This is a genomic window from Roseicyclus persicicus (assembly GCF_012395815.1).
Lineage (GTDB): Bacteria > Pseudomonadota > Alphaproteobacteria > Rhodobacterales > Rhodobacteraceae > Roseicyclus > Roseicyclus persicicus.
Genome location: NZ_JAAZQQ010000001.1, coordinates 338922 through 359852, shown reverse-complemented (window position 1 = coordinate 359852; position 20931 = coordinate 338922). Strand labels below are relative to the sequence as shown.

Here is a 20931-nt window from a genome sequence, read left to right as displayed (position 1 = left end):
TATCTGACAGGACCCCGCGATGCGCCTTGGAAAATTCCCCACCTTCTTCCTCCTGATGGCGCTGGCGGCATTGGCCGCGGCGGTCTTCGGCGCGCTGCACAACCAGCTCAGCTACAGCGTGGGCCCGGACTATTTCCTGAGCCTCAAGTTCCCCCAGTTCGGCATCGCCGAGGGCACCGCGCCCCGGGTCGGCGCGGCGCAGGTGGGGGTGCTCGCCAGCTGGTGGATGGGCGCGGCGGTGGCGCTGCCGGCGATGCTCTACGGCCTCTTCGCGGTGCCGACGGCGCGCAGCTACCTCGCTGCCGGGATCGGGGCGATCGGGCTGGTGGTGGTGCTGGCGACCTTCGCCGCGCTGGCGGGGCTGGTCGGCGGGCTGGTGGCGGATGCCACCGGCGTGCTCGACGACGTGGTGCAGCCGCCCGCCGGCGTGGACCGCTCCGATTTCCTGCGCGCGGGCTTCATGCATGACGCGAGCTATGCCGCGGGCGCCCTCGGCGCGCTGCTGGCCTTCTGGCCGATGCGGCGGGCCAAGGCCATCGACAGCGCGCAGGCCGCGCAGCGGGCGGGCTGACCCCATGCAGACCGTCCGCCGCCCCGTCGCGCCGCGCGATTGCGACATCCTCGGCCACATGAACGTGGCCGCCTACATCGACGTCGTGTCGGACGCGATGTTCACGATCCAGACTGCCGCCGGCCTGTCGCGGGCCACGGTGGAGACGCAGCAGCGGTCCTTCGTCGGCGCGCATATCGAGGCGGATTACCTGGCCGAGATGCTGGCCGGCGACGTGCTCAGCCTCGACAGCCGGGTGGTGTCGGTCGGCACGAAATCGGCGCGCTTCGCCCATGTGATGACGCGGCTGTCGGACGGGGCGGTGGTGTTCCGGGCCGAGAACGTCTCGGTCTTTTTCGACCTGCGCGCGCGGCGGGCGCTGGCGATCCCCGACGATCTGCGGGCCGCGCTGGAGGCTTTGAGGGAGGACTGCCATGAGACTTGAGGGGAAGACCGCCATCGTGACGGGCGGCGGATCGGGCTTCGGCGCGGGCATCGCGCGGGTCTTCGCGCGCGAGGGGGCGACGGTGATGGTCGCCGACATCAACGGCGATCCGGCGGCGGCGGTGGCGGCCGAGGTCGGCGGCATCGCGCAGGTCGTGGACGTGGCCAGCGGCGCGTCGGTCGCGGCGATGACGGCGGCGGCGCGGGACGCCTGGGGCCGCATCGACATCCTGGTGAACAACGCCGGGATCACGCACCTGCCCAAGCCGATGGAGGAGGTGACGGAGGAGGAGTTCGACCGCGTCCTCGCCGTCAACGCGAAATCCGTCTACCTGACCGCGCGCGAGATCGTGCCGATGATGAAGGCCGCCCGCACTGGCGCGATCCTCAACATCGCCTCCACGGCGGGCCTAAGCCCCCGGCCGCGGCTCAACTGGTACAACGCCTCCAAGGGCTGGATGATCACCGCGACCAAGGCGATGGCGGTGGAGCTGGCCCCCGCCGGCGTGCGCGTCAACGCGCTCTGCCCCGTGGCGGGCGAGACGCCGCTCCTGAAATCCTTCATGGGCGAGGACACGCCCGAGATGCGGGCGAAGTTCCTGTCGACGATCCCTCTGGGCCGCTTCTCCACCCCGCAGGACATGGGCGAGGCCGCGGCCTTCCTGTGTTCCGAGGCGGCCAGCATGATCACCGGCGTCGCGCTGGAGGTGGACGGGGGCCGCTGCATATGACCGGCTGGACCCGCCACGACCTGCCCTGCGACATCACCGTGCACGCGGGCAACTTCGCCTCGCAGCCGGCGGTGTTCGCGCAGCTGCTGGCGGATTGCCCCACCCTCGACCTCGGCCATGTTGAGGTTCTGCGGGGCGACCCCCTGCCCCGGCTGCGCGCGCGCTTCGATGCCGAAACCGCGGACGAGATCGCGGCGGTGGCGCGGGTCTGGGACACCGTGGTGCTGATCCTGCCGGCGGCCTACGCGGGGCTGGAGTGCCCTGTGCGGGCGACCCGCATCCTGCCCTTTCTCGGGGTCTGGCGGGGGCGCGTGCCGCGCATGGTCGCCGACAGGCCCGCGCCATGATCCGGCCGGGGCCGCGGAACCTGATCACCGACGTCGCGGGGCTGCGCGTGGGCAACGCGCGGGACATGGGCGTCAAGACGGGGGTGACCGTGCTGGTGGGCGACCGGCCCTTCGTCGCGGCGGTGCATGTGATGGGCGGCGCGCCCGGCACGCGGGAGACGGACCTGCTCGCCCCCGACAAGACGGTGCAGGAGGCCGACGCGCTGGTGCTGTCGGGCGGCTCGGCCTTCGGGCTCGATGCCGCGTCTGGCGTGGCGGATGCGCTGCGCGCGCAGGGGCGCGGCTTTGCCGTCGGCGACCAGACCGTGCCGATCGTGCCGGGGGCGATCCTGTTCGACCTGTTGAACGGCGGCGACAAGGCCTGGCTTGAGAACCCCTACAAGCGGCTGGGGCGGGAGGCCCTGGCGGCGGCGTCGGAGGATTTCGGGCTTGGGTCGGAAGGTGCCGGCACCGGCGCGATGATCGCGGACCTGAAGGGCGGGCTCGGCTCGGCCTCGGCCACGGTCGGGGGCTACACGGTGGGCGCGCTGGTGGCGGTGAACGCGCTGGGGCGGGTCACGGTGGGCCGCGGCCCGCGGTTCTGGGCGGCACCCTACGAGATGGGGGGCGAGTTCGGCGGGCTGGGGGTGGAGACGGCCTTCGACCCCGCCGAGGTGCCGCCGGTCAAGGGCGGGGACAGCCGGAACACTACCATCGCCATCGTGGCGACCGATGCCGCACTGACGCAGGCGCAGGCGACGCGCATGGCCATCGCGGCCCATGACGGGATGGCCCGCGCCATCTGGCCCAGCCACACGCCGATGGACGGCGACCTGGTGTTCACCGCGGCCACGGGCGCGCGGGCGCTGGCCGATCCGGTGGGCACGCCGCTGATCCTCGGCCACGTGGCCGCGCTGTGCCTTAGCCGCGCCATCGCGCGGGGTGTCCATGCCGCGACGCCCGCGCCGGGCGACCCGATGCCGACCTGGGGCCAGCGCTTCGGCGGCTAGGTCCGGCTTTCCTGCCTTGGACTCGCGCGGGACAAGGGCGTAGCCTGCGCCCGACCTCTTGAAAGGAGACCGACCCATGCGTGTCCTGACCCCGATCCTGGCCGCTACCCTGGCGCTGACCGCGCCGGCACAGGCCGACGACATCACCGACGCCCTGACCGCCGCCATCGAGGCCTACGAGGCCGGCGAGATCGCCGACGCGCTGGACGAGCTGGCCTATGCGCAGCAGCTGTTGCAGGGGCTGCAGGCCGAGGGGCTGACGGCCTACCTGCCGCCCGCGATGGACGGCTGGACGCGCGAGGTGAGCGCCGAGGCAAGCGCCGGCGCCGCGTTCCTCGGCGGCGGGATCATGGCCGAGGCGACCTATACCGGGCCCGGCGACAGCTTCACCATCACGCTGATGGCCGACAACCCGATGGTCGCGCAGATGGGCGCGATGCTGGGCAACCGCGCGATGATGGCCATGATGGGCGAGATCGTGCGGGTGAACCGCGAGAATTTCCTGAACCAGGATGGCGACCTGACCGGGCTGATCGGCAACCGGGTGCTGGTGCAGGCCTCGGGCGGCGACCTCGACACCATGGTCGCGCACCTGGAGCAGATGGAGTTCGGAGAGCTGGAACGCTTCGGCCAGTGACCGCGCGGCCCCGGACCCGGACAAAGAAAAACCCCGGATCGGCGATCCGGGGTTTTTCATGTCACGTTGGCGCGGCGGCTCAGTGCAGCCGGCGCTCGACCTCGCCGATGGCGTCGTCGATTAGCCGGTTGGCGTCGGCGGCGGCCATCTTCTTGGCGATGGCTTCGGCGGCGGCGGCGATGGCCACCTCGACGGCGCGGTCGCGCACCGACCGCACGGCCTTCTGCTCGGCGCTGGCGATCTGGTCCTCGGCGGCCTGCAGGCGGCGGGCGATGGATTTCTCCAGCGCGGCGCGTGCCTCGACGGCGGCGGCCTCGGCATCGGCCTTGGCCTGGGCGACGATGCGGTCGGCCTGGTCGGCCACCTCACGGCTCTTGCGCTCGTAGGAGGCGAGCAGCGTCTGCGCCTCCTCGCGGAGCGCGCGGGCCTCGTCGAGCTCGGCCTTGATGCCCTCGGCGCGCTTGTCGAGCAGCCCGCCCAGCATCGCCGGAACGTTGAAGTAGAACAGCACCGACAGGAACACGAGGAAGCCGATCAGCACCACGAAGTCGGTGTTGAACAGCGACGTGAAGTCGTAGCCGGGGGTATAGCCGGGCTCGGCGGCCAGCGCGGGGCCGGCGGCGAGGAGCAGGGCGGGGATCATCAGCTTGCGCATGGTCTTACCCTTTCACCCGGGCCGCGACGGCGGCGGCGAGCACGTCGGCGTCGACCGTCTGGCCGGGCGCGACGGCGGACACGATGTCACCGGCGATGTCGCGGGCGACCTCTTCGACCGAACGGATGGCACCCGCCTGGATCTCGGCGATGCGGCCCTCGCTTTCGGCGGCCTTGGCGGAGATCTCGGCGTCGGCCTGCGCGATGGCCTCGTTCAGCTGCGCCTGGATGCCCGCACGGGTCTCCTCGGCGATCTTCTGGGCCTCGGCGCGGGCATCGGCCAGCGCCTTGTTGTACGCCTCCTCGGCCTCCTGCGCCTTGCGCTTGAGGTCCTCGGCCGCGGCGAGATCATTGGTCAGCGTGCCCTGACGCTCGGCCAGGACCGAGGCGATCCGGGGCAGCGCGACGCGGCTCAGGATGAAGTAGATCGCGACCAGCGTGACCAGCAACCAGAAGATCTGGTTGGGGAAGGTCGTGAAATCGAGCTGCGGCATCCCCGGCCCCGCGCTGTGCGCGGCGTCGGCGGCAGCATGGGCGGCGTCGGCTGCGCCGTGTGCGGCGTCTTCGGCCATGGTCGTCCTCCTGGAACCGGGTCTACACCGGAGCCCGCGTCACTGCGCGAGCCCCGGACGTAAGGATGGTCTCTCGAAGACTCTGGCTCAGACGGCGAACATCAGCAGCAGAGCGACGAGGAAGGCGAAGATGCCCAGCGCTTCCGCGAACGCGATGCCGATGAAGAGGGTCGCGGTCTGGCCCGCGGCGGCCGAGGGGTTGCGCAGCGCGCCGGCCAGGAAGTTGCCGGCCACGTGGCCCACACCGATGGCGGCCGCGCCGGAACCGATGGCGGCCAGGCCGGCACCGATGAACTGACCCATTTGTGCGATATCGCCTTCCATTGTCCTATCTCCTTACGTTGGAAGCCTTGTGAAGTCGGATCGGCGTCGGGCGGGGCTGGCCCGCCGTTCGCTCAGTGATGCGGATGCAGCGCGTCCTTGAGGTAGACGCAGGTGAGGATGGTGAACACGTAGGCCTGGATGGCCGACACCAGCACCTCGAGCCCGTAGATCGCCACCACGCCGAGGATCGGCGCGATGCCGGCCAGCCCCATGGCCCCGGCGAAGCCCGCGAACACCTTGAGCACCGCGTGGCCAGCCATCAGGTTGCCGGCAAGACGGATGGAGTGGCTGACGGGCCGGACGAAGTACGAGATCACCTCGATGATGGCGAGGATCGGGCGCAGCGGCAGGGGTGCCGAGGACACCCAGAACAGGCTCAGGAAGCCTGCGCCGTTCTTGATGAAGCCGACCAGCGTCACCGTCAGGAACACCCCCGCGGCCAGGATCGCGGTCACCGCGATGTGCGAGGTGGTGGTGAAGCTCATCGGGATCAGCCCGAGGAAGTTCGCGAACAGGATGAACAGGAACAGCGTGAAGATGTAGGGGAAGAACGGCAGCGCGTCCTTGCCGGCCACGTCCTCGACCATCTTGCGCACGAAGCCGTAGGCCAGTTCCGCCATCGACTGGCTGCGCGACGGGATCACGGCGCGGCCGCGGGTGCCCATGACCATCAGCGCGGCGATGGCGGCGATGGCCAGGCCCATCCACAGCGTCACGTTGGTGGGGGTGTACCAGCGCACCGGGCCGTCGCCGAACAGCGGGCTGACGATGAACTGGTCCATCGGGTGGATGTTCGGGCCGTCCTGCGTGTACTCGTCCATCAGGCCGAGCACGAACAGGACCGCGGCGATCCCGATCAGCACGAAAAAGACCATGCGGCCGGAGCCGGACTTGCCTTGCGTATTGGTGCTTTCGGTCGCCACGCCGTTACCCCTTTTCATCCCGCGCGGCGCTGTCCGCCGCTTCGATCTGCTTGCGCTGGACCTCTTCGGCCGAGCGGATCATCGTCTTGACCCCGGCAATGAAGCCCAGGATCGTGAAAACCATCATCAGCCAGGGCCGCGTTCCGAAGACCGCGTCGAGCCCGAAGCCGATGCCGAACCCGATGCCGAGCCCGGCGACCAGTTCGATCACCATCCGCCAGGCCAGATGCGCCTGGGAATAGTGCTCCTCCATGTGGGGCTTCGGCTCCTGCGCCTTCTTGGCCGCCGCGATCCGGGCCTCGAGAGCCTTCAGGCGCTCGTCGTCGCGCGGGCCGGCCATGACACAGGAACCCCCTTGGGAAGTCCGGCGGACGCTATGTCGGGCGCGTCCAAGAGTCAACGCACGCCGCAGCGCAGAAGGAATCCCGCAACCAACTGAAACAAAAAGGTTTATGACGCGTGCGACAAATACGCAGGGCGCGGGGTGGCGGCGTCGGCGGGGGGATGGGGCCGGCATGGCATATTCAACCGATCGGTTGATTTTCCCGCGCGGCGCGGTCTACTGCGCGCCATGGCCGACCCGCTCGACACCGTCTTCGCCGCCCTCGCCGACCCGACCCGGCGCGAGATCCTTCGAATGCTGCTGGAGGACGACATGGCCGTGACCGACGTGGCCGAGCCCTTCGAGATGTCGCTGGCGGCGATTTCCAAGCACCTCGCCATCCTCGCCGCCGCGGGGCTGATCGCGCAGGAGAAACGCGGCCGGGTGAAGTGGTGCAAGCTCGAGCCCGACGCGCTCAAGGCGGCGTCGGTCTGGATGCAGTCCTTCGGGCAGTTCGAGCCGGTGAACCTCGATGCCTTCGAGCGCTTTCTCGAACAGGAGCTGGGCGTGGGCCCCGACCCGTAGCCAAAGGCGGCCCGCAGGGTGCGCCTTCACGGCGCACCGCTCACTCCTTAAGCAACAGCGCCAGCGCCGCGATGGTCAGCCCCACGCCGGCCAGCACCAGTACCGGCGGCACCGGCTGGCCCAGCGCCAGCTCCCACAGCAGCACCCAGGACGGTGTCAGGTAGGTATAGGCCATCACCTTGGACGACGGCAGCCGCATCGAGGCGAACTGGACCAGGAACACCGTGGTCGAGGAGGCCGCCACGGCCGTGTAGAGGATCGTGACCCAGACGAGCGGCCGGAGCGCCGCCCAGTCGGTCGCCAGCAGGTCGGACCAGCCCCACAGCCCGATGATCGCCGAGGTGGTCAGCAGCGTCCAGAAGGTGAAGACGAGGATCGGCTCGCCCCGGTTCAGGACGCGGACCATCGGCGTGTAGGCGGCATGGGCCACGCAGCCCCAGAAGAAGATCGCCTCGCCGCGCCCGATCTCGAAGGCCACCAGCGCCGAGAGGTCCGCGCGGAAGATGACCCAGAGCGCGCCCGCCGCGCCGAGGCCCAGCGCCAGCCAGATGCGCGCACCCATCAGCTGGCGCAACAGGAGGTAGCCGAAGATCCCGCTCATCACCGGGGTCAGCGTGAAGACCGCCGCGGCCGAGACCGGGGGCGCGGTCTTGAGCCCCTCGAACATGGTGACGAAGTAGACCGCGAAAAGACCGCCGAGGATGGCGTAGCGCCACGGCGCCCGCGTCGCCGGGCCGACGGCGCCCCAGCTGCCGCGCGCCACGATGACGGCGCCCACCACCGCCGCCGACAGCGCGAAGCGGACCGCGTTCAGGGCCGCCGGCGCGATCTCGTTCGCCACCTGCCCGCCGAGCGAGAAGGACCCCGCGATCAGGGCCGAGAACAGCAGCATCGCCAGATGCCCCTGCCGCGCGGCGCCGCCGGTGTCGGCGCGGGCCGTCACGCCAGCGCCACGCCCCAGTCCTTCACCTGGTCCTTCAGGAACCGGACGAAGGTCTGCACCTTGGCGGTGCGGTGCAGGTCCATGTGGGTGACAAGCCAGATCTTCGCCGACCAGTCCTCGAGCGGAGGCAGCACCTCGACCAGGTCGTCGGTGCCGTCGCGGTCCCAGTCCGAGATGAACCCGATGCCGATGCCCGCCTGCACCGCGGCCTTGGCTGCCTTCATCGACGAGACGCGGAAATAGACGGAGGCTGGGGGGACGTTGGCGTTCAGCCACACGAAATAGGGCGCGCGCGGCGTGTCCTCGTTGGCGCCGATGAAGCGGTGGTCCTCGACGTTGCCGGTTTCCAGCGTGCCGAAGCGGTCGACATAGTCGCGCGACGCCATCAGGCGCAGGGTCTGGGTGAAGAAGGGCTGCACCACGTTGTCGGGCTGGTCGGGCAGCTTGCCGGCGCGGATGGCGACGTGCGCCTCGCCGTATTCCAGCCGGAACAGGCGCTGGTCGGTGATCAGCCGCACCCGCAGGTCGGGGTGGCGGCGCATGAACTCGCCGATCGACGGCACCAGCAGTGGCGACAGCGCGTCGAGCGAGGTCACGATCAGCTCGCCGGTCACCTCGTCGCCGCGGCCTTTGATGCGGCCGGCCAGCTGGGTGAACTGGTCGTCGGTCTGGGCGGCGACGGTCAGCAGGTCCTGCCCCGCCTCGGTGGGCGTGTAGCCGCGCGCGTGGCGCTGGAACAGCTTGGCGCCCAGCCGCCCCTCCAGCGCGTCGATGTGGCGGATCACCGTCGCGTGGTGAACCCCCAGCACCTCGGCCGCGCCCGAGACCGTGCCCATCCGCGCCACCTGGTAGGCGGTGCGGATCTCGTCCCAATGGTCAAAGGACATCTTTGTGCACCTGTTCACAGACTTGCCGCCATATGGGCAGATTGTGTGACCTGTCGCAAGACCCACCTCTCAGGGCAGACACCCCCCATTCTCCCCGAAAGGACACTGCCCATGCCCCGCACGCTTCTCCGCATCGACGCCTCGGCCCGCCGCAGCGGGTCGGTCTCGCGCGACCTGACCGACCGCATCGTCGCCCGCTTCGGCCCCGACACCAGTGTCGTCACCCGCGACCTCGCCGACGGCCTGCCGCTGATCGACGAGGCCTGGGTCACCGCGAACTTCACCCCCGCCGACCCCCGCACGCCCGAACAGCGCGCGGCGCTGGCGCTGTCCGACACGCTGGTGGCCGAGCTGCAGGCCGCCGACACCGTGGTCATCGGCGTGCCGATCTACAATTTCGGCGTGCCCGCCGCGCTGAAGGCGTGGGTGGACCTGGTGGCCCGCGCCGGCGTGACCTTCCGCTATTCCGCGACCGGGCCGGTGGGCCTGCTGACCGGCAAGCGCGCGATCCTTGTGGTCGCCTCGGGCGGCACGGCGGCGGGGTCCGAGCTGGACTTCGCCACCGGCTTCCTGCGCCACGTGCTGGGCTTCATCGGCATCACCGAGGTGGACATCGTGACGGCCGACCGGCTGATGCTGGACCCCGAGGCGACGCTGGCCTCGGCCGCCGCGCAGGTCGAGGCGCTGGCGGTCGCCGCCTGACGGGCGGCCCCCTTCCCTGCCCCGCCCCGGCTGGTATGCTGACGCCATGTGGGCACGCGCGTTTCCGATCCTGCTGGCGGGTCTGCTGCCGGGCGTGGCCCCGGCGCAGACCTGCCGTTTCGACTATGCCATCGCGGTGACGCAGGGCGTGGGCGAGATCCGGCCCGGCGCGCGCATGTCGGGCGACGGGGCCTTCACCCTGCTCGGCGACCGGTTGCAGGGCGAGGGGGACTCGACCGTCCACCTGGCCCGCGGCGAGATGCGGCTGGGCGACGGCATCCGCGGCGAGATCTGGGCCATCGTGACCACGGCGCCCGGCCCCGCTGCCGACCTCCTCGGCGTCTACGCGCGGGACGTCGAGGGCATGTCCTTCGCCGGGCTCGACTATGCCGGGCCCATGCTCATCACGCTCTATGGCCGGATCGGCACGCTGGCGGGCGACCTGCCGCCGCTCACGCAGGACGGCTGGGACGCGATGGACCTGAGCCGCCGCTTCGCGCTCCACGCGCAGGGCTACGACCGGCTGGCAGGTGACGTGACCGCGCTTGCCATCAATTGCCGTGACGCATTGCCAGTACGCAACGACTAGCCGTTTCCTACCTTCCGAAGTCGCTCTGCCATCTCCAGCGTGAGATGATCCCATCTCCCGCGGTAGAGCCAGTCCAACGTGACGTGGCACCGCTCGGCCAAACGGTAACCGATTTCGATAGGTAATCTGCGTGTGCCGGCCTCCATGCGGCCATAGTTTGTTCGATCAATTCCATGCTCGTCAGCCATCTCCATTTTGCCAAGTTGAAGCATTTCGCGCAGAACTCGCAGGCGTGCACCAACCTCGAAATTATTGAGTGAATCTCTTGCGCTCATTTCGGTCTTGTCCTCTTCACTACAAGGCGATGATCGGCATAATGACGATTATCGCCCCTACGTCAATCGTGTTTGTTGGCAAAGCGCCAACTCGACAGCGCGATCGAGGATGATCGGTTCCAGCAGAGGGGTGATCGAGGCGCATCAAGCCTTCAACAACGACCCGACCACCAATGCGCGCCCTCTATGCGGTTGCCGTCTACGCATCTTGACTTCACATGCCGATGGGACTACCCAGCCTTCAACATCCGGATTGCGCCAGCACTCCGGTCCTGATCCCGTCAGGATCGCCCCCCGTCAGCGAGTTTCGCCCACGGGGGTGTTGGTGCATTCCGCGCTGCCCCTTACCTTGCGGGGCATCCGAGACCGATGAAAGGGGCCATGGCCCATGTTTGAGAACCTCTCCGAACGCCTTGGCGGCGTCTTCGACCGGCTGACGAAGCAGGGCGCGCTGTCCGAGGACGACGTGCGCACCGCGATGCGCGAGGTGCGCGTGGCGCTCCTCGAAGCCGACGTCTCGCTGCCGGTCGCGCGCCAGTTCATCAAGGCGGTGGAGAAGAAGGCGACGGGCGCGGCCGTCACCAAGTCGGTCACGCCCGGCCAGCAGGTCATCAAGATCGTCCACGACGAGCTGATCGCCGTCCTGACCGGCGACGAGGACCCCGGCCGCCTCAAGATCGACAACCCGCCCGCCCCCGTCCTGATGGTCGGCCTGCAGGGCGGCGGCAAGACCACCACCACCGCCAAGATCGCCAAGCGCCTGAAGGAGCGCGAGGGCAAGAAGGTGCTGATGGCGTCGCTCGACGTGAACCGCCCGGCGGCGATGGAGCAGCTGGCCATCCTCGGCACCCAGATAGGCGTCGACACGCTGCCCATCGTCAAGGGCGAGGACCCCGTCGCCATCGCCCGCCGCGCCAAGACGCAGGCCAGCCTCGGCGGCTACGACGTCTACCTGCTCGACACCGCCGGCCGGCTGTCCATCGACGAGGAGCTGATGGCGCAGGTCGAGGCCGTGCGCGATGTCGTCACCCCGCGCGAGACGCTGCTGGTCGTCGACGGCCTGACCGGCCAGGACGCCGTGCACACGGCGGAAAACTTCGACGCGCGCATCGGCATCTCGGGCGTGGTCCTGACCCGGATGGACGGCGACGGCCGCGGCGGCGCGGCCTTGTCGATGCGGGCGATCACCGGCAAGCCGATCCGCTTCGTCGGCCTCGGCGAGAAGATGGACGCGCTCGAGACCTTCGAGCCGTCGCGCATCGCCGGCCGCATCCTCGGCATGGGCGACATCGTGGCCCTGGTGGAAAAGGCGCAGGAAGTGCTGGAGGCCGAGCAGGCCGAACGCATGATGAAGCGCTTCCAGAAGGGTCAGTTCAACATGAACGACCTCAAGGCCCAGCTGGAGCAGATGCTCAAGATGGGCGGCATGCAGGGCATGATGGCGATGATGCCCGGCATGGCCAAGATGCAGAAGCAGATGGAGGACGCGGGCTTCGACGACACGGTGATCAAGCGCCAGATCGCGCTGATCAACTCGATGACCAAGAAGGAACGCGCCAACCCCGACCTCCTGCAGGCGAGCCGCAAGAAGCGGATCGCCGCCGGCGCCGGGCAGGACGTGAGCGACCTCAACAAGCTCCTCAAGATGCAGCGCCAGATGGCCGACGCGATGAAGAAGCTCGGCAAGATGGGCAAGAAGGGCCTGCTGCGCGGCGGCCTCGGCGCGTTGATGGGCAAGGGCGCGCCCTCCGCGCTCAAGGACATGGACCCGTCAAAGATGGACCCCGCCGCGATGGAGGACGCCGCCCGCCGCATGGGCATGGACGGCCTGCCGGGCCTCGGCGGTGGCGCGCTGCCGCCGGGCCTGTCTGGGTTAGGAAAGAAGAAGTGACGATGCCCGCCGCCTTGCAGATCCGCGACCGCTCCACAGGCTTGTCCACCGGACAGGCGCCCTTGGCCTGCGGTTTCGCCATGCCGGGGGCCGCCGCCGCATGATCGCCCGCCTCGTGGATACCCCGGTGCTGACGACCGAGCGCCTGACGCTCCGCGCCCCGCAGGCCTCGGATTTCGAGGTCTTCGCGCCCTTCGTCATGTCCGACCGCGCCCGCTTCATCGGCGGCGGCGCGGACAAGGGGCTGGGCCATGCCTGGCGGGTGCTCGCGATCATCACCGGCCACTGGCACCTGCGCGGCTGGGGCACCTTCGTGCTCGAGGACCGCGCCACCGGCCGGCCGCTTGGCTCCGCCGGCCCCTGGATGCCAGGCGACTGGCCCGAGCCGGAACTCGGCTGGACGATCTGGACCGAAGAGGCCGAGGGCCGCGGCTATGCCGCCGAGGCGGTGACCGCGCTCCGCCGCCATGCCTACGCCGATCTCGGCTGGTCCACCGCGGTCAGCTACATCGACCCGCGGAACGACCGCTCCATCGCGCTGGCCCGCCGCCTCGGCTGCACCCTCGACGAGACCGCCGACCGCCCGGCCCGCGACGAGCCCCTGATGGTCTGGCGCCACCCCGCCCCCGCGATGGTGCTGGCGGCATGACCGACACGACCGGAGACCAGACCCCGATGACCGACGCCACCGCCCGCGCCGCCGCCCTCCTCCGGGAGCACCGCGAAAGCATCGACCGGCTCGACGCGATCCTCGTCTACACGCTGGGCGAGCGGTTCAAGCACACCCAGGCCGTCGGCCGGCTCAAGGCCGAGCACGACCTGCCGCCCTCCGATCCCGCCCGCGAGGCGGCGCAGATCGCGCGGCTCGAAGACCTTGCGAAGCGGGCCGACCTCGACCCGGATTTCGCCAAGAAAGTCCTGAAGTTCATCATTCAGGAAGTCATCCGTCACCACGAACTTCACCAGGAAAACGGGGCCTGACGCCCCCCACGCCATCCAAAGGAGATACCCCATGGCAATGAAGATCCGGCTCGCCCGCGGCGGCTCCAAGAAGCGCCCGCACTACTCCATCGTCGCCTCCGACAGCCGCATGCCGCGCGACGGCCGCTTCATCGAGAAGCTGGGCACCTACAACCCGCTGCTCGCCAAGGACAGCGAGGACCGCGTGCGCATGAACGTCGAGCGCGTGCAGTACTGGCTCGACCAGGGCGCCCAGCCGACCGACCGCGTGAGCCGCTTCCTCGAGTCGGCCGGCGTGATCGCCAAGAAGGCGCGCAACAACCCCAAGAAGGCCGAGCCCGGCAAGCAGGCCAAGGAGCGCGCCGCCGAGAAGGCAGCCAAGGCCGCGAAGGCCGCCGAAGCCGCGGCGACCGAGTGACGGCAGCGCGCCCCATGCGCCCTGCCCCGACCGTCCGCAGGCCCGGCCATGGCTGACCGGGTCTGCGTCGGCGCGATCGCGGGCGCCTTCGGCGTCCGCGGCGAGGTGCGGCTGAAAAGCTTCTGCGCCGAACCGGCCGACATCGCGTCCTACGGCCCGCTGACGACCGAGGACGGCGCGCGCAGCTTCGAGGTGACGCTGACCCGTCCGGTCACCTCGGGCTTCGCCGCCCGCCTCTCGGGCGTGCCCACCAAGGAAGCCGCCGACGCGCTCCGCGGCACCCGCCTCTACGCCCCGCGCGAGGCGCTGCCGGGCCTGCCCGACGACGAGTTCTACCACGCCGACCTGCTCGGCCTGACCGCGCTCGACACCGGGGGCAAGACGCTGGGCAAGGTCGCCGCCGTCCTGAACCACGGGGCGGGGGACATCCTCGAACTCCGGGGGCCGGGCCTCAAGGGCTCCGTCCTCGTGCCCTTCACCCGGGCGGTCGTCCCCACGGTCGACCTCGCTTCGGGCCGCGTCATCATCGACCCGCCCGAGGGTCTGCTCGACTGACCCCCTCATCTTTGCTTCGGAAATACTCCGGGGGCTTGGGGGCAGGGCCCCCAAACGGGAGCGCAGCGACCTGACAGGAACGCGCGCCCTGGCGCGCGCCGTTGGATCACGCCCGGAGCCGCCACCCCGTGCGGAAGATCCAGGCGATGGCGACGAGGCAGGCCAGCAGGAACCCCGCGATAGCCATGATCGACCAGCCCACCGCCACGTCCGCCACCCCGAAAAAGGACCAGCGGAACCCCGACACCAGGTAGACCACCGGGTTGAACAGGCTGATCGCCTGCCACGCCGGCGGCAACATGCTGACCGAGTAGAAGGCGCCCCCGAGGAACACCAGCGGCGTCACGACAAGCAGCGGCACCAGCTGCAGCTGCTCGAAGTTCTTGGCCCAGATGCCGATGATGAAGCCGAGCAGGCTGAAGGACAGGCAGGTCAGCACCAGGAACGCGATCATCCAGCCCGGGTGCAGGATCGTCAGGTCCACGAAGAAGAACGCCGTCCCCAGGATGATGAGCCCGATCGCCAGCGCCTTGGTCGCCGCCGCCAGAACGTAGCCCGCCGTGATCTCCAGGAAGGACGCCGGCGCGGACAGGAGCTCGTAGACCGTGCCGATGAACTTGGGGAAGTAGATCCCGAAGGACGCGTTCGAGATCGACTGCGTCAGGACCGTCAGCATGATCAGGCCCGGCACGATGAAGGCGCCGTAGCTGACGCCCTCGACCTCGTCGATGCGGCTGCCGATGGCGGTGCCGAAGACGACGAAGTAGAGCGAGGTGGACAGCACCGGCGACACCACCGACTGCGCCAGCGTGCGGAAGGTGCGCGCCATCTCGAAGCGGTAGATCGCGGCGACGGCGGTCAGGTTCATGGCGTCACCTCTTCCTTCACCAGCCCCACGAAGATCTCCTCGAGCGAGCTCTGTTTCGTCTCCACGTCCGCCACGGTCAGCCCCGCCTCCTGCAGCGCGGTCAGCAGGCGCACGATGCCGGTGCGGTTGGCCTGCCGGTCATAGGCATAGACAAGGCGCCGCCCCTCCCCCTCCAGCGTCAGGCCGAAGGGCTCCAGCGCCTGCGGCACCCGCGTGACGGGCTCCTTCAGCTCGATCCGCATCTCCTTGCGGCCCATCCGCCGCATCAGCGCGTCCTTGTCCTCGACCAGCAGGATGCGGCCCCTGGTGATGACGCCGATCCGGTCGGCCATCGCCTCGGCCTCTTCCAGGTAATGGGTGGTCAGGATGATGGTCACGCCATCCTCCTTGAGCTGTCGGACCACCTCCCACATGTCGCGGCGCAGTTCCACGTCGACGCCCGCCGTGGGCTCGTCAAGGAACAGGACGCGCGGCTCATGGGACAGCGCCTTGGCGATCAGCACCCGCCGCTTCATGCCGCCCGACAGCGACCGGATCGGCTGGTCGCGCTTGTCCCACAGCGACAGCTGCCGGAGGATGCGCTCGAGGAACGCGTCGTCGCGCGGCTTGCCGAACAGCCCGCGCGAAAAGCGCACCGTGTTGATGACCTTCTCGAAGGGTTCGAGGTTGATCTCCTGCGGCACCAGCCCGATCAGCGCGCGGGCCGAGCGGTAGGCGGTGACGGTGTCGTGCCCGCCCACGGTGACGCGGCCCGAGGTCGGCTGCACGATGCCGCAGATCGCCGAGATCAGCGTGGTCTTGCCGGCGCCGTTCGGGCCTAGGAGCGCGAGGATCTCGCCCTCGCGGATCTCGAGCGACACGGCGTCGAGCGCGGTGAAGCCGCCGGCATAGGTCTTGGTCAGCCGGTCGACGGTCAGGATGGCGGACATGGGTGTCTCCTTCGCCCCTCAACCTAGCCAGTCGCCGCCCCGCTGCAACCCGGGGGCCGCGCACAGGCCCCTGTGCGGGGGCCATTGTGCGCCGCCCCCGGCGCGACTAAACCCGCCGCCATGAGTGACGCCCCCGGAAGATCCCACGGCCGCCTCGCCATCTCGGCGAGCCTGAAACCGCGCGAGCTGATGTCCGACACGCCGCGGCTGAAGGGGGCGTGGTGCGCCAAGGTCGTGACGCTGTTCCCCGAGCTGTTCCCCGGCGTGCTGGGCGCGTCGCTGACCGGCAAGGCGCTGCAGACCGGGCTCTGGGCGCTGGAACCGATCGACCTGCGCGTCTTCGGCACCGGCAAGCACCGGCAGGTCGACGACACGCCCGCGGGCGGCGGCGCGGGGCTGGTGATGAAGCCCGACGTTGTGGGCCGCGCGCTGAGCATGGCCGCGACCGGCACGCCCGCCGACCCCGCGCGCTGGCCGCGCGTCTACCTGTCGCCGCGCGGCAAGCCCTTCACGCAGGCCGACGCCCGCCGCTTCGCCGCCGCCGAGGGCATGACGCTGCTGTGCGGGCGGTTCGAGGGCGTGGACGAGCGCGTGATCGAGGAGTTCGCGCTGGAGGAGATCAGCCTCGGCGATTTCGTCCTGACGGGCGGCGAGATCGCGGCGCAGGCGGTGCTCGACGCCACCGTGCGGCTGATCCCCGGCGTGCTTGGCAACGCGGCCTCGACCGAGGAGGAAAGCTTTTCGGACGGGCTGCTGGAGCATCCGCAATACACCCAGCCGCGGGAATGGAAGGGGCGCGAGATCCCGACCGTGCTCCTGTCGGGGAACCACGGGGCCGTGGCCAAGTGGCGCCGCGCCGAGGCCGAGCGGCTGACCGCCGAACGGCGCCCCGACCTCTGGGCCGCATACCTCGCGCGCAAGGACGGCTGAGGCGCGGAATCAGGCTTGTAAGCGGCGCCGCGCCGGCCTATACGCCACCCACGCCCGCGGGAGGCAACTCCGGCAGGATTTCCGTTTGTCGCGCGATCTTCGGCGCGGGCCTGCGGGACGGAACCGACGAACAAGGAATGGCCAGACGATCTCTGGCGGGCGCCCCGCAAAGCGGACCCATGGCGGACCCGGACGAAGACCAGAGCTCTCGGCGCAAGGCCACGACATCTCCGCGGGCAAACCGTGGGCAAGCAGAGGAGCGCATCAGATGGACCTGATCGCACAACTCGAGGCGGAACAGATCGCCTCGCTCGGGAAGACCATTCCCGACTTCAAGGCCGGCGACACCGTGCGCGTCGGCTACAAGGTGACCGAGGGCACCCGCACCCGCGTGCAGAACTACGAAGGCGTCTGCATCAGCCGCAAGAACGGCAAGGGCATCGCGGGCTCGTTCACCGTCCGCAAGATTTCCTTCGGCGAGGGCGTCGAGCGCGTCTTCCCGCTGTATTCGACCAACATCGAGTCGATCGAGGTCGTGCGCCGCGGCAAGGTCCGCCGCGCCAAGCTGTATTACCTGCGTGCGCGCCGCGGCAAGTCGGCCCGGATCGCCGAGAACAGCACCTACAAAGCGCAGACCGGCGCGGACGCGTAAGGAGAGGCGTGATGAAGAAAGACATCCATCCCGACTATCACGTCATCAACGTCAAGATGACCAACGGCGACATGATCCAGATGCGCTCGACCTGGGGCAAGGAAGGGGACACCATGTCCCTCGACATCGACCCCACGGTGCACCCCGCCTGGACCGGCGGCGGCCAGCGCCTGATGGACACCGGCGGCCGCGTGTCGAAGTTCAAGAAGAAGTACGAGGGCCTCGGCTTCTGAGCCCTGCCCCGGTCGATCCGACCCGAAACGCCGCCTCCGGGCGGCGTTTTCCGTTCGGGGGCGACGCGGCCATTGGCGCTTAACCTTTCGGCGTAGCTGCGGTAGACTTCGCTACAATTCGCGTCCCGGGAAACGAGGGCGCATAGATGTTGGGGCAACCTCCGGGGGACGGGCCGTGGCGCATATCATCGTCTTGGGCAACGAGAAGGGCGGCTCGGGCAAGTCGACCACGGCCATGCATGTCGCCACCGCGCTGGCGCGGCTGGGGCATGTGGTGGGGGGCCTCGACCTCGACCTCAGGCAGCGCAGCTTCGCCCGCTACATCGAGAACCGCCACGGCACCATCGCGGCGCGGCACCTCGACATCGCCGCGCCCGAGCTGATGGAGCTGCCCGAGATCGACCCCGCGACGCTGGCCGAGGGCGAAAACCTGCTCGACAAGCGGCTGGCGGCGGCGGTGGCCGAGCTGGAGGGGCGCTGCGACTTCATCGTGATCGACTGCCCCGGCAGCCACACCCGGCTGAGCCAGGTCGCCCATTCGCTGGCCGATACGCTGATCACGCCGATGAACGACAGCTTCGTCGACTTCGACCTGCTCGCGCGGATCGACCCCGAGAGCTACGAGATCACCGGGCCCAGCGTCTACGCCGAGATGGTCTGGCACGCCCGCCAGCTGCGCGCCAAGGCGGGGCTGAAGCCGATGGACTGGATCGTCGTGCGCAACCGCCTCGGCGCGCAGGAGATGCACAACAAGCGCAAGGTCGGCCGCGCGCTGGAGCAGCTGTCCGAGCGCATCGGGTTCCGCGTGGCGCCGGGGTTCTCCGAACGCGTGATCTTCCGCGAGCTGTTCCCGACGGGGATGACGCTGCTGGACCTGCGCGAGCTGGGGGTGGACCGGCTGAACATCTCGAACCTCGCCGCGAGGCAGGAGCTGCGCGACCTGATGCGGGCGCTGAACCTGCCCGGGGTGAGCGTGGAGTTCTAGCGGATCCCGGGCAACGACCATGAGTGGCAGACTCCTGATCCATATCGGACTTGCCAAGGCTGGCAGTTCGTTCCTCCAATCCACGCTCTTTTCGGGCAGGTATCCGGGACTTCACGTGGTGGACGATCCCGGGCTGGCGCGCTGGCAGGGGAAGGGATCGGCGAGATACCTGAAGTCTGGGGCGAACCTGTTCTTCGACCAGGTCACCGGCGGGAACGGCGTCCTGTCCTGGGAACCCACTGACAGATCATGGCAAATCAGGGATACCCTGAGCCTGATGCCGCCGGGCGAGGGATTGGTCGTTTCCAACGAGGAATGGGCAGGCCATCCGTTCAGCGGGGGCGTCTACGGAGAGATCATCGGCAGAAGGATCAAGGAGTCCTTCCCGGACGCAAAGATCCTGATCCTGCTGCGCGAACAGCGCAAACTCGCCTTCTCGACATATGTGGACTACGTCGTCAGGCACGGCGGAACGGCATCCCTGAGACGGTTCCTGGCGCCCGGCCAGGTCGGCCAGGTGCCCCAGCACAATATCCAGTTCTACCGGTTCTCTCACATGGTGAACTGGTACTATCGGGAATTCGGGCAGCGGAATGTCATGGTGCTTCCGGCCGAGATCCTGTTCGCGCAGCCCGAGGACACGCTCCGCAGGATACTCGGGTTCATCGGTGCGGAAGCCGGGGACGTCCCAAGTATGCCCGGAACCGAAAACCGTGGGCGATATGGCGTATACTGCGCCCACCGACTGCTCCCGTTCCTCAACCTGATGGCCGTGCCGGCGCCGACCAACGGGTATGCCACGATCAATCTGCGCTGGGTTCGCAGCACCATCCGCGAAGTGGCGGGGGCTGTCATGCCCGACGCCCTCCAGAAACGGATCATTGGCCGCGACCGACGCATGATCGAGCGCGCACTTGCCGAGGTCGTCACGGCAGATAACGGCATCCTGCAGACACTGGTGTCGCATGATCTGAGGGCACTCGGGTACTTGATGCCAGAGCCGGCCTGACGCGCCCTGCTCAATCGTAGCGCAGTTCCGTCGCCTTGCCGCGGAAGAGGGTGTAGGCCAGCACCGAGTAGCCCGCGATCACCGGCACCACGACGCAGGCGCCGACGAAGATGATCAGGAGGCTCTCGGGGGCCGAGGCAGCCTCGTAGATCGTAAGGCGCTCGGGCACGACGTAGGGGTAGAAGCTGTAGGCCATGCCCAGGTAGGCCAGCGCGAAGAGCGCCGTGGCCGCCGCGAAGGGCAGCCAGGACCGGGCGTCGCCGGCGTAGGGCATCTGCCGCAGCATCCGCCAGAGCCAGAGGATCAGCAGGCCCGAGAGGATCGGCAGGGGCGCGAGGTAGAGGACCTCGGGGAAGCTCAGCCACTTGTCGAACAGGCGCGTGGAGACGAGCGGCGTCGCCACCGACACCGCCCCGATGCCGAGGATCACCCCCCACAGGCTTTCGCGGCCCCAGCGCACGGCCTTGCGCTGCAGGGCGTCGTCGGTCTTGTGGATCAGCCAGGCCGAGCCGATGAAGCTGTAGCCCACGGCCAGGAACACCGCCGTAAGGGTGGCGAAGGCGTAGGTGGCCAGCGTCTGCTCCAGCCCCATGATGTAGAGGCCCAGCATGAAGCCCTGCGCCAGCGCGGTCATCAGCGAGCCCGCGAAGAACAGCCGGTTCCACAGGCGCTTGTGGTGGTCGCGGGCCTTGGCGCGGAACTCGAAGGCCACGCCGCGCAGGATCAGCCCCACCAGCATGACGAAGACCGGCAGGTAGAGCGCCGTCAGGATCATGCCGTGCGCCTGCGGGAAGGCCACGAGGAGGAGGCCGACGGCCAGCACCAGCCAGGTCTCGTTGGCGTCCCAGAACGGGCCGATGGAGCCGATCATGCGGTCCTGTTCCGCCGGCGTGGCCAGCGGAAACAGGATGCCGACGCCCAGGTCGAACCCGTCGAGCACGACGTAGATCAGGATCGACAGGCCCATCAGCGAGGCGAAGGCCCAGGGCAGCCAGTCGGCGGGGTTGGCGAAATCGGGCAGCATGGG

29 protein-coding genes are annotated in these 20931 nt (G+C 69.3%); 19 read left to right on the top strand and 10 right to left on the bottom strand.

Features of this window, described 5'->3' with window-relative positions; genetic code table 11:
• Nucleotides 1-19 precede the first annotated feature (19 nt).
• From HCU73_RS01905 to HCU73_RS01880, 6 genes are all read left to right on the top strand, one after another.
• Nucleotides 20-571: a hypothetical protein gene (locus HCU73_RS01905; protein WP_168621702.1), complete on the top strand. Its 552-nt coding sequence runs from the start codon at nucleotides 20-22 to the stop codon at nucleotides 569-571.
• A 4-nt stretch (nucleotides 572-575) separates the two neighbouring features.
• Complete coding sequence (locus HCU73_RS01900) at nucleotides 576-995, top strand: acyl-CoA thioesterase (protein WP_168621701.1); 420 nt, start codon at nucleotides 576-578, stop codon at nucleotides 993-995.
• Nucleotides 985-1725: a glucose 1-dehydrogenase gene (locus HCU73_RS01895; RefSeq protein WP_168621700.1), complete on the top strand. Its 741-nt coding sequence runs from the start codon at nucleotides 985-987 to the stop codon at nucleotides 1723-1725. Before HCU73_RS01900 ends, HCU73_RS01895 begins: the two co-directional genes overlap by 11 nt.
• The gene (locus tag HCU73_RS01890) at nucleotides 1722-2072 is read left to right on the top strand and encodes a hypothetical protein (RefSeq protein ID WP_168621699.1); all 351 of its coding nucleotides are present in this window, start codon (nucleotides 1722-1724) and stop codon (nucleotides 2070-2072) included. The genes HCU73_RS01895 and HCU73_RS01890 overlap by 4 nt, the downstream gene beginning before the upstream one ends.
• Nucleotides 2069-3061 carry a P1 family peptidase gene (locus tag HCU73_RS01885; protein ID WP_168621698.1) on the top strand — a complete coding sequence of 331 codons (993 nt, stop codon included), beginning with the start codon at nucleotides 2069-2071 and terminating at the stop codon, nucleotides 3059-3061. Before HCU73_RS01890 ends, HCU73_RS01885 begins: the two co-directional genes overlap by 4 nt.
• Nucleotides 3062-3137: 76 nt before the next feature.
• Nucleotides 3138-3698 (top strand): hypothetical protein, encoded by a 561-nt coding sequence (locus HCU73_RS01880; protein WP_168621697.1) that lies wholly within the window; start codon nucleotides 3138-3140, stop codon nucleotides 3696-3698.
• A 79-nt stretch (nucleotides 3699-3777) separates the two neighbouring features.
• On the opposite strand, the gene HCU73_RS01875 is transcribed toward HCU73_RS01880, so the two are convergent.
• The 5 genes from HCU73_RS01875 to HCU73_RS01855 form a co-directional block, all read right to left on the bottom strand.
• Entirely contained in the window at nucleotides 3778-4353 is a 576-nt protein-coding gene (locus HCU73_RS01875; RefSeq protein WP_168621696.1) for a F0F1 ATP synthase subunit B, read from the bottom strand.
• A 4-nt stretch (nucleotides 4354-4357) separates the two neighbouring features.
• A complete protein-coding gene (locus HCU73_RS01870; RefSeq protein ID WP_168621695.1) occupies nucleotides 4358-4924 on the bottom strand; it encodes a F0F1 ATP synthase subunit B' in 567 nt (188 codons plus the stop codon).
• 87 nt (nucleotides 4925-5011) lie between these two features.
• Nucleotides 5012-5248, bottom strand: coding sequence for a F0F1 ATP synthase subunit C (locus HCU73_RS01865; protein ID WP_011453893.1), 237 nt, complete (start codon nucleotides 5246-5248; stop codon nucleotides 5012-5014).
• A 71-nt stretch (nucleotides 5249-5319) separates the two neighbouring features.
• Nucleotides 5320-6069 carry a F0F1 ATP synthase subunit A gene (locus tag HCU73_RS01860; protein WP_239025446.1) on the bottom strand — a complete coding sequence of 250 codons (750 nt, stop codon included), beginning with the start codon at nucleotides 6067-6069 and terminating at the stop codon, nucleotides 5320-5322.
• A gap of 106 nt (nucleotides 6070-6175) precedes the next feature.
• Nucleotides 6176-6511: an AtpZ/AtpI family protein gene (locus HCU73_RS01855; RefSeq protein ID WP_168621694.1), complete on the bottom strand. Its 336-nt coding sequence runs from the start codon at nucleotides 6509-6511 to the stop codon at nucleotides 6176-6178.
• Between the two features lie 231 nt (nucleotides 6512-6742).
• Here HCU73_RS01855 and HCU73_RS01850 point away from each other — a divergent pair, with 231 nt between their 5' ends.
• Nucleotides 6743-7078 carry an ArsR/SmtB family transcription factor gene (locus HCU73_RS01850; protein WP_168621693.1) on the top strand — a complete coding sequence of 112 codons (336 nt, stop codon included), beginning with the start codon at nucleotides 6743-6745 and terminating at the stop codon, nucleotides 7076-7078.
• 40 nt (nucleotides 7079-7118) lie between these two features.
• Here the strand turns inward: HCU73_RS01850 and HCU73_RS01845 are convergent, their stop codons facing one another.
• Nucleotides 7119-7970, bottom strand: coding sequence for a DMT family transporter (locus HCU73_RS01845; protein WP_168622340.1), 852 nt, complete (start codon nucleotides 7968-7970; stop codon nucleotides 7119-7121).
• Nucleotides 7971-8017: 47 nt separating this feature from the next.
• On the bottom strand, nucleotides 8018-8908 hold the full coding sequence (locus HCU73_RS01840) for a LysR family transcriptional regulator (RefSeq protein ID WP_168621692.1): 891 nt from the start codon (nucleotides 8906-8908) through the stop codon (nucleotides 8018-8020).
• Nucleotides 8909-9019: 111 nt separating this feature from the next.
• On the opposite strand from HCU73_RS01840, the gene HCU73_RS01835 reads away from it, so the two are divergent.
• The 7 genes from HCU73_RS01835 (at nucleotide 9020) to rimM (ending at nucleotide 14298) form a co-directional block, all read left to right on the top strand.
• A complete protein-coding gene (locus tag HCU73_RS01835) occupies nucleotides 9020-9610 on the top strand; it encodes an FMN-dependent NADH-azoreductase (protein WP_168621691.1) in 591 nt (196 codons plus the stop codon).
• Between the two features lie 46 nt (nucleotides 9611-9656).
• Nucleotides 9657-10199, top strand: coding sequence for a hypothetical protein (locus HCU73_RS01830; protein WP_168621690.1), 543 nt, complete (start codon nucleotides 9657-9659; stop codon nucleotides 10197-10199).
• A 663-nt stretch (nucleotides 10200-10862) separates the two neighbouring features.
• On the top strand, nucleotides 10863-12365 hold the full coding sequence (gene ffh, locus HCU73_RS01820) for a signal recognition particle protein (protein WP_168621688.1): 1503 nt from the start codon (nucleotides 10863-10865) through the stop codon (nucleotides 12363-12365).
• Nucleotides 12366-12465: 100 nt separating this feature from the next.
• Nucleotides 12466-13014 (top strand): GNAT family N-acetyltransferase, encoded by a 549-nt coding sequence (locus HCU73_RS01815; RefSeq protein ID WP_168621687.1) that lies wholly within the window; start codon nucleotides 12466-12468, stop codon nucleotides 13012-13014.
• A 26-nt stretch (nucleotides 13015-13040) separates the two neighbouring features.
• Nucleotides 13041-13346, top strand: a complete 306-nt coding sequence (locus HCU73_RS01810; RefSeq protein ID WP_168622339.1) for a chorismate mutase — start codon at nucleotides 13041-13043, stop codon at nucleotides 13344-13346.
• A gap of 31 nt (nucleotides 13347-13377) precedes the next feature.
• A complete protein-coding gene (gene rpsP / locus HCU73_RS01805) occupies nucleotides 13378-13743 on the top strand; it encodes a 30S ribosomal protein S16 (protein ID WP_168621686.1) in 366 nt (121 codons plus the stop codon).
• A gap of 48 nt (nucleotides 13744-13791) precedes the next feature.
• Nucleotides 13792-14298: a ribosome maturation factor RimM gene (gene rimM, locus HCU73_RS01800; RefSeq protein WP_168621685.1), complete on the top strand. Its 507-nt coding sequence runs from the start codon at nucleotides 13792-13794 to the stop codon at nucleotides 14296-14298.
• Nucleotides 14299-14404: 106 nt separating this feature from the next.
• Here the strand turns inward: rimM and HCU73_RS01795 are convergent, their stop codons facing one another.
• Both HCU73_RS01795 and HCU73_RS01790 read right to left on the bottom strand, forming a co-directional pair.
• Complete coding sequence (locus tag HCU73_RS01795; RefSeq protein WP_168621684.1) at nucleotides 14405-15166, bottom strand: ABC transporter permease; 762 nt, start codon at nucleotides 15164-15166, stop codon at nucleotides 14405-14407.
• Nucleotides 15163-16095, bottom strand: a complete 933-nt coding sequence (locus HCU73_RS01790) for an ABC transporter ATP-binding protein (protein WP_168621683.1) — start codon at nucleotides 16093-16095, stop codon at nucleotides 15163-15165. Before HCU73_RS01790 ends, HCU73_RS01795 begins: the two co-directional genes overlap by 4 nt.
• 120 nt (nucleotides 16096-16215) lie before the next feature.
• Here HCU73_RS01790 and trmD point away from each other — a divergent pair, with 120 nt between their 5' ends.
• The 5 genes from trmD (at nucleotide 16216) to HCU73_RS01765 (ending at nucleotide 19904) form a co-directional block, all read left to right on the top strand.
• Nucleotides 16216-17025 (top strand): tRNA (guanosine(37)-N1)-methyltransferase TrmD, encoded by an 810-nt coding sequence (gene trmD / locus HCU73_RS01785; protein WP_168621682.1) that lies wholly within the window; start codon nucleotides 16216-16218, stop codon nucleotides 17023-17025.
• Nucleotides 17026-17293: 268 nt separating this feature from the next.
• Nucleotides 17294-17677 (top strand): 50S ribosomal protein L19, encoded by a 384-nt coding sequence (rplS, locus tag HCU73_RS01780; protein WP_168621681.1) that lies wholly within the window; start codon nucleotides 17294-17296, stop codon nucleotides 17675-17677.
• A gap of 11 nt (nucleotides 17678-17688) precedes the next feature.
• Nucleotides 17689-17910, top strand: coding sequence for a 50S ribosomal protein L31 (rpmE, locus tag HCU73_RS01775; RefSeq protein WP_168621680.1), 222 nt, complete (start codon nucleotides 17689-17691; stop codon nucleotides 17908-17910).
• Nucleotides 17911-18085: 175 nt separating this feature from the next.
• Nucleotides 18086-18895: a division plane positioning ATPase MipZ gene (locus tag HCU73_RS01770; protein ID WP_168621679.1), complete on the top strand. Its 810-nt coding sequence runs from the start codon at nucleotides 18086-18088 to the stop codon at nucleotides 18893-18895.
• A 115-nt stretch (nucleotides 18896-19010) separates the two neighbouring features.
• Nucleotides 19011-19904, top strand: coding sequence for a sulfotransferase (locus HCU73_RS01765; protein WP_168621678.1), 894 nt, complete (start codon nucleotides 19011-19013; stop codon nucleotides 19902-19904).
• A 10-nt stretch (nucleotides 19905-19914) separates the two neighbouring features.
• On the opposite strand, the gene HCU73_RS01760 is transcribed toward HCU73_RS01765, so the two are convergent.
• Complete coding sequence (locus HCU73_RS01760; RefSeq protein ID WP_239025416.1) at nucleotides 19915-20928, bottom strand: cytochrome d ubiquinol oxidase subunit II; 1014 nt, start codon at nucleotides 20926-20928, stop codon at nucleotides 19915-19917.
• Nucleotides 20929-20931 lie beyond the last annotated feature (3 nt).

What these genes read in the sequence shown, in the direction of transcription:
- HCU73_RS01850 (WP_168621693.1), top strand. Translation starts at nt 6,743, where the DNA reads ATGGCCGACCCGCTCGACACCGTCTTCGCCGCCCTCGCCGACCCGACC.
- rplS (WP_168621681.1), top strand. Translation starts at nt 17,294, where the DNA reads ATGGACCTGATCGCACAACTCGAGGCGGAACAGATCGCCTCGCTCGGG.
- HCU73_RS01795 (WP_168621684.1), bottom strand. Translation starts at nt 15,166, where the DNA reads ATGAACCTGACCGCCGTCGCCGCGATCTACCGCTTCGAGATGGCGCGC.
- rpmE (WP_168621680.1), top strand. Translation starts at nt 17,689, where the DNA reads ATGAAGAAAGACATCCATCCCGACTATCACGTCATCAACGTCAAGATG.
- HCU73_RS01875 (WP_168621696.1), bottom strand. Translation starts at nt 4,353, where the DNA reads ATGCGCAAGCTGATGATCCCCGCCCTGCTCCTCGCCGCCGGCCCCGCG.
- HCU73_RS01855 (WP_168621694.1), bottom strand. Translation starts at nt 6,511, where the DNA reads ATGGCCGGCCCGCGCGACGACGAGCGCCTGAAGGCTCTCGAGGCCCGG.
- rimM (WP_168621685.1), top strand. Translation starts at nt 13,792, where the DNA reads ATGGCTGACCGGGTCTGCGTCGGCGCGATCGCGGGCGCCTTCGGCGTC.
- HCU73_RS01870 (WP_168621695.1), bottom strand. Translation starts at nt 4,924, where the DNA reads ATGGCCGAAGACGCCGCACACGGCGCAGCCGACGCCGCCCATGCTGCC.
- HCU73_RS01835 (WP_168621691.1), top strand. Translation starts at nt 9,020, where the DNA reads ATGCCCCGCACGCTTCTCCGCATCGACGCCTCGGCCCGCCGCAGCGGG.
- HCU73_RS01880 (WP_168621697.1), top strand. Translation starts at nt 3,138, where the DNA reads ATGCGTGTCCTGACCCCGATCCTGGCCGCTACCCTGGCGCTGACCGCG.
- HCU73_RS01830 (WP_168621690.1), top strand. Translation starts at nt 9,657, where the DNA reads ATGTGGGCACGCGCGTTTCCGATCCTGCTGGCGGGTCTGCTGCCGGGC.
- trmD (WP_168621682.1), top strand. Translation starts at nt 16,216, where the DNA reads ATGAGTGACGCCCCCGGAAGATCCCACGGCCGCCTCGCCATCTCGGCG.
- HCU73_RS01895 (WP_168621700.1), top strand. Translation starts at nt 985, where the DNA reads ATGAGACTTGAGGGGAAGACCGCCATCGTGACGGGCGGCGGATCGGGC.
- HCU73_RS01810 (WP_168622339.1), top strand. Translation starts at nt 13,041, where the DNA reads ATGACCGACGCCACCGCCCGCGCCGCCGCCCTCCTCCGGGAGCACCGC.
- rpsP (WP_168621686.1), top strand. Translation starts at nt 13,378, where the DNA reads ATGGCAATGAAGATCCGGCTCGCCCGCGGCGGCTCCAAGAAGCGCCCG.
- HCU73_RS01890 (WP_168621699.1), top strand. Translation starts at nt 1,722, where the DNA reads ATGACCGGCTGGACCCGCCACGACCTGCCCTGCGACATCACCGTGCAC.
- HCU73_RS01845 (WP_168622340.1), bottom strand. Translation starts at nt 7,970, where the DNA reads ATGCTGCTGTTCTCGGCCCTGATCGCGGGGTCCTTCTCGCTCGGCGGG.
- HCU73_RS01840 (WP_168621692.1), bottom strand. Translation starts at nt 8,908, where the DNA reads ATGTCCTTTGACCATTGGGACGAGATCCGCACCGCCTACCAGGTGGCG.
- HCU73_RS01860 (WP_239025446.1), bottom strand. Translation starts at nt 6,069, where the DNA reads ATGGACGAGTACACGCAGGACGGCCCGAACATCCACCCGATGGACCAG.
- HCU73_RS01865 (WP_011453893.1), bottom strand. Translation starts at nt 5,248, where the DNA reads ATGGAAGGCGATATCGCACAAATGGGTCAGTTCATCGGTGCCGGCCTG.
- HCU73_RS01900 (WP_168621701.1), top strand. Translation starts at nt 576, where the DNA reads ATGCAGACCGTCCGCCGCCCCGTCGCGCCGCGCGATTGCGACATCCTC.
- HCU73_RS01885 (WP_168621698.1), top strand. Translation starts at nt 2,069, where the DNA reads ATGATCCGGCCGGGGCCGCGGAACCTGATCACCGACGTCGCGGGGCTG.
- HCU73_RS01790 (WP_168621683.1), bottom strand. Translation starts at nt 16,095, where the DNA reads ATGTCCGCCATCCTGACCGTCGACCGGCTGACCAAGACCTATGCCGGC.
- HCU73_RS01760 (WP_239025416.1), bottom strand. Translation starts at nt 20,928, where the DNA reads ATGCTGCCCGATTTCGCCAACCCCGCCGACTGGCTGCCCTGGGCCTTC.
- ffh (WP_168621688.1), top strand. Translation starts at nt 10,863, where the DNA reads ATGTTTGAGAACCTCTCCGAACGCCTTGGCGGCGTCTTCGACCGGCTG.
- HCU73_RS01815 (WP_168621687.1), top strand. Translation starts at nt 12,466, where the DNA reads ATGATCGCCCGCCTCGTGGATACCCCGGTGCTGACGACCGAGCGCCTG.
- HCU73_RS01905 (WP_168621702.1), top strand. Translation starts at nt 20, where the DNA reads ATGCGCCTTGGAAAATTCCCCACCTTCTTCCTCCTGATGGCGCTGGCG.